Source organism: Pseudomonas sp. (assembly GCF_048265905.1).
Classification (GTDB): domain Bacteria; phylum Pseudomonadota; class Gammaproteobacteria; order Pseudomonadales; family Pseudomonadaceae; genus Aquipseudomonas.
The window spans coordinates 522,101-535,380 of sequence record NZ_JBLXAP010000001.1 but is presented as its reverse complement, the minus strand read 5'-3'; the positions used below and the strand labels follow the sequence as shown (position 1 = coordinate 535,380).

The following is a 13,280-nucleotide window of genomic DNA, read 5'->3' as shown; positions in this document are numbered from 1 at the left end:
GGCAGAGGCTCCTTAGAGTGAATCATTTGATGATTTAAGGCTCTTAGAACGTAACTGATCGATGCGATATACCGCTCGTCAGTTGGGGCGGTCATGTGTGACCTGGGTCATGCCTGATGCTGTTGAAGGCTTGGTAAGTTGTGCTACATGGCTATAATGCGTTCATATATAAAATTATTGACGCCATTAGATTGACATCCGCTGATGGCGATTGAATGCATGCAGAGATAGCTGCCATGGAGGGCGATCTGCAGGAGACGGGCAACTATGACAACTGACGCTAAGGTGGTTCACCTTAATCCTTTGACTGCGGAGCAGAGCAATGCTGCTTCTGCGGCGCGGTTGCCTGCTGCCTTGATTCAGTTGCGCGACAAAGCGGCTCAGCAACTCAAGCAAGCTTTGCAGGCGTTGTTTGATAATGCTGACGACACGCTGTTCGAAATGGCTGATCGTGCAACCAGCAATGGCGAGCAGAATGCTTTTTTTGAAGCCATGCGTGATCTGCGTTTGAAGCGAAAGAACGTTGAGCGCGAATTTCTGCAAGCCATCTTCGAGTCCTTCTCCACCCTCAATCAATACTCCATCGGCAAGGCGCCAACCCTCGACAGCGTCTCGTTCGACAGCTTGTCGCTGGTGCAAAATGACGAGCTTGAAGAAACAGTCGCCACTGATGCAATGATCGCCAAGGTGCTCAGCCGTGATAGTCAGGCGTTGAGCCACCTTACTACGCGCTTGAATGCATTGGTCAGCCGCAAGCTTGATGACAGGAGCAATCCGTTGGGCCCCGCCTCGCTGTGCGCTAACTTCTTGAGCGCCTGCGCCAGTTTGGGTGTTGAAATCCGGGTTAAGCTGATCATTCTCAAGTTGTTCGAGAAGTTTGTTCTGGTCGATCTTGATCAACTCTATGCCGAGGCCAATCAACAACTGATCGCGGCAGGTGTTTTGCCTGAACTGAGGTCGGCACCGGCTCGTCGCTCTTCGGCTCATGGCCAAGCCGCAGCTCGCAGTGCTGTTGGTGAAACGGCTCATCAGCATTCGGTCGCAGGCGAGTTTGCCGAGCAGGATGTGCAAGAGGTTTTCAGCGCGCTGCAGGACCTGTTATCCCATGCCCGCGGTGGTTCGGTGGCTCAGCGGCAAGTGCCTGCTGATGCCATGCCGATTACCAGTAATGACCTGATGCGCCTGCTGTCACATATGCAGCAGCGTGCGCCCGCGCAGGTAAGTTCCGAATTTGTGGTGCGCGATCAGCTCGAGCTTCTGCTCAGCCGTGCGAGCGCCAAAAGTGGCAAGACGCGGGTTGTTGGTGAAGTCGATGAAGACGTCATCAATCTGGTGTCGATGCTGTTTGAATTTATCCTTGATGACCGCACCCTGCCGGACTCGTTGAAGGCGCTGATTGCACGCCTGCAAATTCCAATGCTCAAGGTCGCGGTGCTGGACAAGACTTTCTTCAGTCGTGGCAGCCATCCAGCACGTCGTCTGCTTAATGAGATCGCCGCCGCATCGTTGGGCTGGGGTGAGCAAGATAATGCTCAGCGCGACACGTTGTTCCAGAAGATTGAGCAGATTGTGCAGCGTCTACTCAATGATTTTGTTGATGATCCGCAGATTTTCTCCGAGCTGCTTAGCGACTTTATGGCGTTCACCGTTGATGAGCGTCGCCGCAGCGAGCTGCTTGAGCAGCGCACCCGTGATGCAGAAGAAGGCAGCGCCCGTTCTGAGTTGGCGCGCAAGCAAGTCGAGCACGCCCTGAACCAGCGTTTGCTGGGCAAGAAACTGCCTGAAGTCGTTGTGCGTCTGCTGCAGGAAGGTTGGAGCAACGTGCTCACGCTGACCTGCCTCAAGCATGGTGTTGAGTCAGAGGAGTGGAACGCTGCGCTGGGAACCATGGATGATTTGATCTGGAGCGTTGAACCGCACGAAGATCCGCAGGCGCGCTTGCGCTTGCTGGAGCTGGTGCCGGGGCTGCTCAAGGCATTGCGCGAAGGCATGAGCAGCGCTGCTTTTGATCCATTTGCCACCAGTGAGTTTTTCAGTGAGCTTGAGAAGCTGCATGTTCACGCGTTCCAGCGATTCAAACGAATCATGGCTGAGCCATTGATTGATGCTGGAACCGAAGTGCCGCTGCTGGAGTTGCCGCCGATTGTCGAGCCAGAAGTAGCGCCGATGATCGAAGTGGTTGAGGAAATCGTGTTGTTGGCTCCTGGCGAAACAGAGGTGGCTAAAGCTGAAGTCGTATTGCCGGACGACGATGAAATGCTGCCTAAAGTTGATGCGCTGCGTGTTGGCAGCTGGGTTGAGTTCCTTGAGGATGACGAGCACAAGCTGCGCTGCAAGTTAGCGGCGATTATCAAGCCGAGCGGTAAGTTTATATTCGTCAACCGCACGGGCATGAAGGTCCTCGAGAAAACGCGCATGGCCCTGGCCATTGAGTTCCGTCGCAATGCCATTCGTTTGCTTGATGACGCGTTGCTGTTTGACCGAGCGCTTGAGTCGGTTATCGGCAATTTGCGGCGCTTGAAGAACGGATAATTCTTTAGCGATTGTATAGAGCAACGCCCAGCCAACTGCTGGGCGTTTTGCTGTGTGGGCCTTGGAGAGTGCGGTCTCCGTGGTGGACAAGCTTCGCGTTGTCGCACCCTACGGATGATGTTTGTCCTGTTGGGAGGGCAGCGCTTTTCTGTCCGCCATTTATGGTGCGAACATGGTTGCTTGGCGGCTTGTGGTGGACAAGCTTCGCGTTGTCACACCCTACGTATGATGTTTATCCGTAGGGAGGACAGCGCTTTTCTGTCCGCCGTTTATGGCACGACACATGGTTGCTTGACGGTTTGTGGTGGACAAGCTTCGCGTTGTCACACCCTACGGATGATGTTTGTACTGTAGGGAGGACAGCGCTTTTCTGTCCGCCGTTTGTGCGTGCAGGTGTTGGTTCTGTGTGGTGATTTTTGGTGGACAAGCTTCGCGTTGTCGAAGCCCTACGGATGATGTTTGTCCTGTAGGGAGGACAGCGCTTTTCTGTCCGCCATTCATGTTGCGCAAGGTTTGCAGCGGTTTTCCGCTTGGCCCTGTCACCTTGCTGCTCTAGAGTAGGCGCCTGTTTAGAGGAATCTGTATGCAGCTGGATTCAAACACCGGTTGGTTTCAAGGAATCCGCCACTGTCCTTCACCGAACTGCAATGAGCGGCCAGCGGGTGAGGTCTCATTGTTGGTGGTGCACAATATAAGCCTGCCTCCGGGTGAGTTTGGTGGCGGCAACGTGCATGCTTTTTTTCAGAACCAACTTGATGCTGATAAGCACCCGTACTTCGCTGAAATTGCTGAGTTGACGGTGTCAGCGCATTTCTTGATTGAGCGTGATGGACAGATCACTCAGTTTGTCTCGTGCCGGGATAGAGCCTGGCACGCTGGAGTGTCGTGTTTTGAGGGGCGAGAAAACTGCAATGATTTTTCCTTGGGTATTGAGCTGGAAGGTACCGATGAACTGCCTTTTAGCGATGCGCAATATCATGCATTGAAAGCGCTCACTTTGGCCTTGCAACGCGCCTATCCACAGATCACTCTTGAACGTATGCGCGGTCACAGTGATATTGCGCCTGGGCGCAAAACTGATCCCGGCCCGGCGTTTGACTGGCAGCGTTTGCGCAATAGTTTGATTGAACAATAGAGGCTTATATGAATTTTCTGGTGTTGCTGTTGGTGCTCTGGGTTGAAAAGTTTTCGGCCTGGCGCAGTGCCATTCAGCAAGACGGTCCCTGGTTACGGCTGCTAGCCAAGGTTGAGCGCAACGAAAAGCAGCTGGCGATGCCATGGCTAGCGCTTGTCGGGTTGCTGGCCGTGCCGCTGTTGGTCTTGGCGCTGGTGCTCATTGTGTTGGCGCCTGTTGCTTACGGCTGGCTGGCGTTACCCGTTCACTTGTTGATTGTGGTCTACAGCTTGGGCCGGGGTGATTTGCTGGTTGCCTTAGGGCCGTTTCGCGACAGTTGGCGTCGCAGCGACAGTGAGTCGGCTTATCTGGTGGCGCGCCGTGACCTAGGTATTGACGCGCAAGACCCGGAAGCTTTGCTGACCAATGTGCAGCAATACTTGGTCTGGCAGGCCTACCAAAGCTTCTTTGCAGTTATTTTCTGGTACGCATTGCTTGGACCGCTGGCTGCGCTGGCGTATCGATTACTGGCATTGATCGAGGAACATTCACAACGGTCGGAATTGCAGTCGCGAGCCGGGCAATTACGTCACGCATTTGATTGGTTGCCTGTACGTTTACTCTGCGTAAGTTTTGGGCTTGTGGGTAACTTTGTAGGCGTCAGCCGGGCGCTGCTGCATGAGTTGCTGAGCTGGGATATTAGCGCTGCACGATTGGTCGCCAATGTTGCCAGAGCCGCCAGTGAAGTGCCTGCACCTGCACTGGGCGAGGCCGGGGTCAACACGCTGGATGAGCTGTGGCAGCTGCTGGTGCGCTGCGCGATTCTTTGGTACGCAGTATTCGCGCTATGGACGCTATTTCTCTAGGAAGTCCGCCACTCAACAACCCTATTTCGCGCCATAAACGGCGGACAGAAAAGCACTGTCCTCCCTACGAATAAACATCATCCGTAGGGTGTGACAACGCGAAGCTTGTCCACCACAAATCACCACGCAGAACCAACACCTGCACGCACAAACGGCGGACAGAAAAGCGCTGTCCTCCCTACGAATAAACATCATCCGTAGGGTGCGACAACGCGAAGCTTGTCCACCACAAATCACCACATAGAACCAACCAACACCTGCGCGCACAAACGGCGGACAGAAAAGCGCTGTCCTCCCTACGAATAAACATCATCCGTAGGGTGTGACAACGCGAAGCTTGTCCACCGAGCTGCTTTTCTGCCGTACTTTGCGGTTCTTCGCTTACCTTAAGTTACAGAAGATCAGGTCGATAACAGGTATACAGAGTGCCTCTGTTGCTGCGATTGATTGTGCTGTCTGGCCAATCGTCATGTTAAGGGCGCATGAGTAGTAAAAGGCAGCCAGCGTCATCGCTGAGCCTACTAATAAAAATAATTAGATCTGGAGACGTCCTGTGAAGACCGCGTTGTATCCGGCCATCGCGCTGATGAACCGCCTGAGTTTCGGCATGAAGTTTGGACTCATCAGCATCCTGTTTTTTCTGCCCATGTTGGTGACCAACTACTATTTGATGCATGACGCCTATCGTCAGTATCGGATGAGTGAGTCTGCTCGCAACAGTATTGAGCTGCTGTCAGACGCTCTGCAGTTGCGCCGAGCCGCAGAGCTTTACGCCAACTTGCTGAGTGTCGATGCTGAATTGGGCGCCAACAACCAAGGCAGTGGTTTAGCTGACGAAATCAGCGCGACAAAAAACTCGATTGAAAACACTGTGGCCAGCATGCAACCCGCAGTGAGCGACGCTGCCGACCTCGCCGAATTTACCGCCCAACAGGAGCAGGTTTCCGCAGGACTGCAGGCGATTGAGGCAGAAAGCTCAATGCGTAGCAAAGCCGCGCTAAGTCGAGAGTTGCTGGGCCGCACGGGGGTATTTGCCAAGTTGATAGCCAGCCAGGCTGGCTTGAGCCAAGACAGTGAACGCACTGTGCGGCAACTGACCAATTTGCTTATCAGCAGCATGCCTCAGGTTACTCAGACATTGGCGCAGGGCCGTGAGTTGGGTGCGGCGACACTCGGGCGGGGGGTGTTGAATTCGGCGGACAGCAATGCCTTTGCCGACTTGCTGGAGTCTTTGGAAACCCTTAGCGGCGCTTACGCGGTTGATGTTCAACAAGTGCTCAGCGCCAGCCCTGATGTACGCTCTGCGCTGGAAGGTCTGGCTCAACCCAGTCAGGAATCACTGACTGATGCCGTGCGCTTATTTGAAGATCGAGTGGTGATCGCTGACACGCTGGATGCGCCATGGCAGACTTTCCTCACTGATACCACGGCTTTGATTGGCAAAACCTATGATTTGAGCAATGCCGTGGTCAACCTGCTTGACCAGCGCCTTGAGGCGCGCCTGCAGGCCAGCTTAAACAAAATGTTGTTGATGGCTGTCGCGTTGGGGCTGGTTTTACTGCTGATTTTTTATCTTTATAGCGGTTTCTATGTCTCGGTCCGCACCAGTCTCAAGCAGTTGGGCATGACCATGAATCAAGTCGCCACTGGCGATATGACTGCAAACTTCAAGGCCAGCAGTCGGGACGAAGTGGGTGATCTGGGCGGGGTCTTCAACGGCACTGTAGTGAAAATTCGTGAGCTGATTAACCGCGTTGGCCTGACGGTTGTTGAAGTTGAGCGCCAGGCTGAGCGTGTTGAGTCGGTTTCGGCACAGAGCAACCAGGCCGTTGCCGGTCAACTGGGGCAAATCGAACAGGTCGCCACGGCGATGAATCAGATGTCTGCAACTGCGCAGGAAGTCGCGCGCAGTGCCGCCGCGGCGGTAGGCAGTGCCAATAGTGTCAATGATGAAACCATCTCCGGTCGCGCCTTGCTTGAAGCTCAAGTCAGCAGTATTCAGCGGCTTGCCAGTGAAATTGATCAGTCGGTCCTGGTGATCAATCAGCTTGCCAGCGATAGCGCCTCGATTTCGCAGGTTCTGGATGTGATCAAAGGGGTGGCAGAGCAAACCAATCTGCTCGCACTTAACGCCGCAATTGAAGCCGCACGCGCCGGTGAGCAGGGCCGGGGCTTTGCGGTGGTTGCAGATGAAGTGCGCAATTTAGCCAAGCGCACGCAGCAATCAACTGAAGAGATTGAAGTGATGATCTCCAAGTTGCAGGGCGGTGTAGGCGCTGCAGTTAAAACCATGGGCATCAGTCATAAAATGGCGGATGACACGGTGAAAGAATCAAGCAAAGTACAGACTGCGCTGGAAAACATACTGGGCGCCGTGGGTATGATTGTTGATCAAAACCAGCAAATCGCAGCAGCGGCTGAGCAGCAGACAGCTGTTGCCCATGATATCGACCAGAATATCGTGCAGATCAATCAGGCGGGCGAGCGCACGGCTGAAGGTGCCAGCGATACCGAGCAAGCCAGTCGCGCGCTGTCTGAGCAGGTTTCACAGCTAAAGCAGTTGATTGGCGCATTCCGCGTCTAAGCAGCCTTGCTGCACGGTTACGTGTTGGTCGAAGACTGATGAGGTCAGCTCGACCAGCCAAACAGCTGTTCAGCATTGCTGCTGCTAATCGTGGCCAGTTGCTCGGGGCTGAGATTGAGGTGCTGTGCCAGTGCGCGACAAATATCCGGCAAGTGTTCAGGGCTGTTGCGTTGTTGCGGATACATCGCGGGCGGCATGTCCGGTGAGTCTGTCTCCAGCACTATGGCTTCGTGCGGCAGGCGCGGTAGAACCCGGTGCATGCGCAATGCTTGCGGCCACGTCGGTGCGCCGCCAAGACCGAGTTTGAAGCCAAGCTTGATGTATTCGCGTGCTTCTTCATAACTGCCAGCAAACGCATGAATAATACCGCCAGATGGCAGTTTTATGCGTTTCAGCGTGGCGATGGTGACTGCGTGGGAGCGGCGCACGTGAATTAAAGCCGGAAGATTAAATTCAACCGCGAGTTCTAACTGTGCTTCGAACCAGACTTGCTGCGCTTGTGGGTCAAGCCCTTCGATAAAATAGTCGAGGCCAATCTCACCGACCGCGCAGAGTTGCGGGTGGCCCTGCAGGCGTTGTAGCCACTCACGGAGTTCTTGCAGATGCGCTTCGCGGTGCTGGGCTAAATACATCGGGTGTAAACCCAGTGCGGCGTACAGGCTTTTATCGCTCTCGACCAGTTGCCAGACACGCTGCCAATTGGCTTGCTCCACACCTAAAACCACCATGCGCTCAACGCCCAGCTCGCGGCTGCGCGTCAGCACTTCTGTGCGGTCAGCGTCGAAGTCGGGGAAGTCGAGGTGTGTGTGTGTATCAATCAGGCGCATGCATTCAGGCCGGTAACGGTTGAGTCTGTCGTCCGTCTAGCATCGGTGATTTAGCTCGGAGTGGCCAGTTTTTCGCACTGATTTGAGGGTTAACTTTGCTCAGGCTTGGCTTGCTCGGATGCTTGTTCTGTTTGTTTCCTGGCTGCCGCATCAGCATTGTCTTGCAGCCTTTTACTGCGCCGCTTGGCGATCGACTCACGCTCGACATCCATAACCTGCATGGCTAATGCGCGGTACAGCGGCACGGGCGAGATGCGGCCCGAGATAGCGCTGGCCAGCAGGCTGGCGGCCAAAATCGGCAGTGCCATGTCTTGGCTGTGCGATAGCTCGATAGTGATTACTGTCGCGGTCAGCGGGGTGCGAGTTACACCGGCAAGGTACGCCGCCATGCCAATCAACCCCGCTGCTTGCAGGCTGATACCGGGAATCCAGTCGGTAATCCACGGAGCAAAACTCGCACCTACAGCCAATGAAGGCGAAAACAGGCCTCCGGGAATACCCGCCAGATACGAGACCACGTTGGCGAGAAACTTCCAGATGATAAAGCCAGCGTCTGTAACCGGCTGGCCTTCAAGAATTGCGCGGGTTTCGGCGTAGCCGGTGCCGAAAACATGTTGCCCGGAAATCAGCCCGAGCAGCGCCATGATCAAGCCGCAAATACCCGCAAAGATCACCGGATGCTTCGCTCGCCAAGCCGCCATCAGCGCCAGGGGACCGAGCTTAGCGGGCAAGACCAGCCGACAATACAAACCGCCTGCCAAGCCGCCCGCTACACCACAGGCTAATACGGCCAGCCAGTCGCGGCTTAGCGGTAACTCGGCACTGAGCTCGCCGAAGTAACTGTAGTGGCCCATCAAGCCAAGGGTGACCATGCCGCCGATCAAAACAGCCGTCAGCACCAAGCCGTTGAGGCTTTGTTCGAAGCGGTGGCTGAGCTCTTCGATCGCAAAGACCACTCCCGCCAGAGGAGTGTTGAATGCTGCGGCGATGCCTGCCGCGCCGCCCGCGATGATCAGGCCTGAGCCTGCGCTACGGGCCTGTAAACCAAGGCGGCGGCCAAAGGTGTACATCAACGCAGCGCCAACATGCACCGTCGGGCCTTCGCGACCAATCGATGCGCCCACCAGCAGGCCGGCGACTGACAGAACCATTTTTACTGCTGCAATGGGAAGTGAGAGCACGCGATTGCGGAAGCGACTGGAGGGGCGTTCAAGCGTGGCAATCACTTGTGGGATGCCGCTGCCCTTGGCGTTGCTGAACCAGCCTTGGGTGGCCCAGGCCAAGGCAGCGAAACCGAGCGGGGTAACGAGCCATGGCCAGTAACTGCTGTGGTCGAGCATCAGTTGGAAATAGACGTTTGCCTCATCCGCCAGCCAGGCAAATGCCAGCGCCACCAACCCCACCAGCAGCGCACCGACCCAGAATGCCAAGCGCTGGCGCAGCACGCGCAGGTATCGACGCCTTGCACGAAAGCGTTGGCGCGCAGAGAGTTTTTTCTCAGGTTTAAAGTCGTTGGGCATAAGGCGCTGGACCGCATTAAGGAGAGGTCAGGCAAGCTTGTCGTCAGGCTTGTTGTAGTATTTTGACACATATTGGTGTGTGGTGCCGCGCGGGCTAAATTGATTGGCCCTCGATACGCTCAGTCATGCGCTCGTTTGACCTTTTGGGTGGTGTTGCGGGTGCGCAAATGCATGCGGCGGGTAACGGGACGCCGCTGGCCTCAATTATTGCTTCGTTTTTTTGTGTGTCGGGCGTAATGCTTGCGCGTGCCGGGTTATTCGCCGCTGCGGTAAAGGCAGGGAATTGCTTGGAGGTTTAAGAGAAGACGAGAGGCGGGCGCCTCTCGTCGTTCGATCAATATAACTATTAGTGGTGTTCGCGAGTGGCGCGGAATTTAATATCCGGCCAGCGTTCTTCCATCAGCGCCAGGTTGACTCGGGTTGGCGCCAGATAGGTCAGATGACCGCCGCCATCGATGGCCAGGTTTTCGTGAGCCTTGTTCTTGAAGTCTTCGAGCTTTTTCTTGTCGCTGCACTCGATCCAGCGCGCCGACCACACGGTGATTGGCTCGTATGCACATTCAACCTTGTATTCGCCCTTCAAACGGCTGGCGACCACATCAAACTGCAGCACACCGACCGCGCCGAGGATGATGTCGTTGCTACGCTCCGGGAAGAACACCTGTGTCGCGCCTTCTTCTGCAAGTTCCTGCAAGCCTTGACGCAGTTGCTTGGATTTCAGCGGGTCTTTCAGACGAACGCGACGAAACAGTTCTGGGGCGAAGTGCGGAATACCGGTAAAGCCGATGCTTTCGCCTTCGGTGAAGGTGTCGCCGATCTGGATGGTGCCGTGGTTGTGCAGACCGATAATGTCGCCTGCATAGGCTTCTTCCAGCTGTTCGCGCTCGGAAGAGAAGAAGGTCAGTGCATCCGGTACGCGAACGTCTTTGCCCAGGCGCGCGTGACGCATCTTCATGCCTTTTTCGTACTTGCCCGAGCAGATACGCATAAAGGCGATACGGTCACGGTGCTTTGGGTCCATGTTCGCTTGGATCTTGAACACGAAGCCGCTGAATTTTTCTTCAGTGGGTTCAACCAGCCGTTCGTGAGCAGCACGCGGCAAAGGTTTCGGCGCCCAGTCAACGACGGCATCGAGGACGTGATCAACCCCAAAGTTGCCCAGAGCGGTGCCGAAGAAGACCGGGGTCAATTGACCGCTGAGAAACTCTTGCTGATCGAACTCGTGGCAGGCGCCTTGCACCAGCTCAAGCTGTTCGACAAAGCGGTCATATTCATCACCGAGGTGCGCGCGGGCTTCGTCTGAATCAAGGTGCTTGATGATCTTGGTTTCAGTTCGCTCGTGGCCGTGACCGGCGGTGTAAACGATGATGTAGTCTTCGCTGAGGTGGTAAACACCCTTGAAGTCGCGGTAGCAGCCAATCGGCCAGGTGATCGGCGCAGCTTTGATCTTGAGCACTGCTTCAATCTCGTCGAGCAGCTCGATCGGGTCACGAATGTCGCGGTCAAGTTTGTTGACGAAGCTGACAATCGGCGTATCGCGCAGACGGCAAACATCCATCAGTGCGATGGTCCGTGGCTCAACCCCTTTACCGCCATCGAGCACCATCAAGGCGCTGTCCACGGCAGTCAGTGTGCGGTAGGTGTCTTCCGAGAAGTCTTCGTGGCCCGGTGTGTCGAGCAGGTTGATCATGTGCTCGCGATAGGGGAACTGCATCACCGAGGTGGTAATCGAGATACCACGCTGCTTCTCCATTTCCATCCAGTCGGAGGTCGCGTGACGGTCGGACTTTCGCGATTTAACGGTGCCCGCCACCGCAATGGCTTTACCCATCAACAGTAGTTTTTCGGTAATGGTGGTTTTACCGGCGTCGGGGTGGGAAATAATGGCGAACGTGCGACGTTTCGCGACTTCGGCGGCCTGAGTGGTCATTGGGTGGTTGCCTGACTGAATGCGGTTGCGGGCGGGCGAACGACAGCCGACCCGTAAAACCGCCAATTATAACGTGAAAAGTGGCTGCTTTTGGAGAATGACCTGATCAGTTGTCAAGCTGATGCCAACCGGGGCTTCTGGTAGCCCTGCATCGGCGGCTGATACCAAGGCTGAAAGGTTGTCATCTTGCGGTCATGCCGGGCGCTGATATTGGTCTCAACGCTTAATTTGTGCAGCATAAAACACGTTTTGTTTTGAATCTAAAACGATCAGCAGCTAATGCGTCAAATAGGGCTAAAAAGCGCTTATTGGTGATTGATCTGCAGGGCGCATGGCCCTAAAGTTCCGCCCCGAACGTCCATGCTGGCAACGATCCATCCGGCTCAAGTACAGACGACGAGAGGTCATGCTTTTGTGGAAACAGCACAAGGCTGATTCTCGGCGAAATGCCTTGGGAAGTAGGCGACCAAAGTGGGGAGACTGATCAGACGTTCAAAATTGGTACAGGTGCCCAAGTGTTTGGCTGCCGCGCCAATTTGCGTTGTTTCAACTGAGTGCTTTGAGTTGAAACAACCGGCCCCGCCGATTAATTGAACCCTGATGGGCTCAGTTAATCGAAATTTATGCATTCCGGTTTAGCCAAATGGAGTCCACGCATGTCGATCAATGTTGATGATTACTACGCACCCGCCACTTTTCAGAAGATGAAGGCGTTTGCCGATAAGCAAGAAACTCCGTTCGTGGTGATTGATACCCAAATCATCAGCAAGGCATACGACGACTTGAGCGCAGGGTTTGAGTTCGCCAAGATTTATTACGCGGTCAAAGCCAACCCGGCCGTGGAAATCATCGAGTTGCTCAAAGACAAAGGCTCGAACTTTGATATCGCCTCCATCTATGAGCTGGACAAAGTGATGGCTTGCGGCGTGAGCGCCGACCGTATCAGCTACGGCAACACCATCAAGAAAGCCAAAGACATCCGCTACTTCTACGAGAAGGGCGTGCGCATGTACTCCACCGATTCAGAGGCGGATCTGCGCAATATTGCCAAGGCCGCGCCAGGTTCGAAGATTTATGTGCGTATTCTCACCGAAGGTTCGACCTCGGCTGACTGGCCACTGTCGCGCAAGTTCGGTTGCCAGACTGACATGGCGTTGGACCTGCTGATTCTCGCCAAGCAACTGGGCCTCGACCCATACGGCGTTTCGTTCCACGTGGGTTCGCAGCAGCGCGATATCGACGTGTGGGACGCGGCAATTGCTAAGGTCAAAGTGATTTTCGAGCGTTTGAAAGAGGAAGATGGCATCGTCCTGCGCATGATCAATATGGGCGGCGGCTTTCCAGCCAACTACATTCAGCGCACCAACAGCCTGGAAACCTACGCTGAAGAAATCATCCGCTTTCTTAAAGATGACTTTGGCGATGACTTGCCAGAAATCATTCTTGAACCGGGCCGCTCGTTGATCTCCAACGCCGGTATTCTGGTCAGTGAAGTGGTGCTGGTTTCGCGCAAGTCGCGTACAGCGGTCGAACGTTGGGTGTTCACTGATGTAGGTAAGTTCTCGGGCCTGATCGAAACCATGGACGAAGCGATCAAGTTCCCGATCTGGACCGAGAAGAATGGCGAGATGGAAGAAGTGGTTATCGCCGGTCCAACCTGTGACAGCGCCGACATCATGTATGAAAACTACAAGTACGGCCTGCCGCTCAATCTGGCCAGTGGCGATCGCCTGTATTGGCTCTCAACCGGCGCCTATACCACCAGCTACAGCGCAGTGGAGTTCAATGGTTTTCCACCGCTGAAAGCCTTTTACCTGTAAGGGATACAGCAACGCAAATGCCCGCCAATTGGCGGGCATTTGCGTTTTTGGTGTTGTGAACATTGATTGCGCTCAGGCGCCTGACCA

8 protein-coding genes are annotated in these 13,280 nt (G+C 55.0%); 5 read left to right on the top strand and 3 right to left on the bottom strand.

What is annotated here, in order from left to right; genetic code table 11:
* The first annotated feature begins 267 nt into the window (after positions 1-267).
* The 4 genes from ACN0UH_RS02515 (at position 268) to ACN0UH_RS02500 (ending at position 7,096) form a co-directional block, all read left to right on the top strand.
* Entirely contained in the window at positions 268-2,532 is a 2,265-nt protein-coding gene (locus ACN0UH_RS02515) for a DUF1631 domain-containing protein (protein WP_417660562.1), read from the top strand.
* Between the two features lie 583 nt (positions 2,533-3,115).
* The gene (ampD, locus tag ACN0UH_RS02510) at positions 3,116-3,667 is read left to right on the top strand and encodes a 1,6-anhydro-N-acetylmuramyl-L-alanine amidase AmpD (RefSeq protein WP_417660561.1); all 552 of its coding nucleotides are present in this window, start codon (positions 3,116-3,118) and stop codon (positions 3,665-3,667) included.
* 8 nt (positions 3,668-3,675) lie between these two features.
* Entirely contained in the window at positions 3,676-4,512 is an 837-nt protein-coding gene (gene ampE, locus ACN0UH_RS02505; protein ID WP_417660560.1) for a regulatory signaling modulator protein AmpE, read from the top strand.
* A 553-nt stretch (positions 4,513-5,065) separates the two neighbouring features.
* A complete protein-coding gene (locus ACN0UH_RS02500) occupies positions 5,066-7,096 on the top strand; it encodes a methyl-accepting chemotaxis protein (RefSeq protein WP_417660559.1) in 2,031 nt (676 codons plus the stop codon).
* A gap of 44 nt (positions 7,097-7,140) precedes the next feature.
* On the opposite strand, the gene ACN0UH_RS02495 is transcribed toward ACN0UH_RS02500, so the two are convergent.
* The 3 genes from ACN0UH_RS02495 to ACN0UH_RS02485 all read right to left on the bottom strand — a co-directional run bounded on the left by ACN0UH_RS02495 (position 7,141) and on the right by ACN0UH_RS02485 (position 11,373).
* The gene (locus ACN0UH_RS02495) at positions 7,141-7,923 is read right to left on the bottom strand and encodes a TatD family hydrolase (RefSeq protein ID WP_417660558.1); all 783 of its coding nucleotides are present in this window, start codon (positions 7,921-7,923) and stop codon (positions 7,141-7,143) included.
* 89 nt (positions 7,924-8,012) lie between these two features.
* Entirely contained in the window at positions 8,013-9,443 is a 1,431-nt protein-coding gene (locus ACN0UH_RS02490) for a chloride channel protein (RefSeq protein ID WP_417660557.1), read from the bottom strand.
* Between the two features lie 346 nt (positions 9,444-9,789).
* Positions 9,790-11,373: a peptide chain release factor 3 gene (locus ACN0UH_RS02485; RefSeq protein ID WP_417660556.1), complete on the bottom strand. Its 1,584-nt coding sequence runs from the start codon at positions 11,371-11,373 to the stop codon at positions 9,790-9,792.
* A 656-nt stretch (positions 11,374-12,029) separates the two neighbouring features.
* On the opposite strand from ACN0UH_RS02485, the gene ACN0UH_RS02480 reads away from it, so the two are divergent.
* Positions 12,030-13,193, top strand: a complete 1,164-nt coding sequence (locus ACN0UH_RS02480) for a type III PLP-dependent enzyme (protein WP_417660555.1) — start codon at positions 12,030-12,032, stop codon at positions 13,191-13,193.
* Positions 13,194-13,280: the final 87 nt, after the last annotated feature.

Coding starts and splice junctions, on each gene's coding strand:
- ACN0UH_RS02515 (WP_417660562.1), top strand. CDS start 268: ATGACAACTGACGCTAAGGTGGTTCACCTTAATCCTTTGACTGCGGAG.
- ampD (WP_417660561.1), top strand. CDS start 3,116: ATGCAGCTGGATTCAAACACCGGTTGGTTTCAAGGAATCCGCCACTGT.
- ampE (WP_417660560.1), top strand. CDS start 3,676: ATGAATTTTCTGGTGTTGCTGTTGGTGCTCTGGGTTGAAAAGTTTTCG.
- ACN0UH_RS02495 (WP_417660558.1), bottom strand. CDS start 7,923: ATGCGCCTGATTGATACACACACACACCTCGACTTCCCCGACTTCGAC.
- ACN0UH_RS02490 (WP_417660557.1), bottom strand. CDS start 9,443: ATGCCCAACGACTTTAAACCTGAGAAAAAACTCTCTGCGCGCCAACGC.
- ACN0UH_RS02485 (WP_417660556.1), bottom strand. CDS start 11,373: ATGACCACTCAGGCCGCCGAAGTCGCGAAACGTCGCACGTTCGCCATT.
- ACN0UH_RS02480 (WP_417660555.1), top strand. CDS start 12,030: ATGTCGATCAATGTTGATGATTACTACGCACCCGCCACTTTTCAGAAG.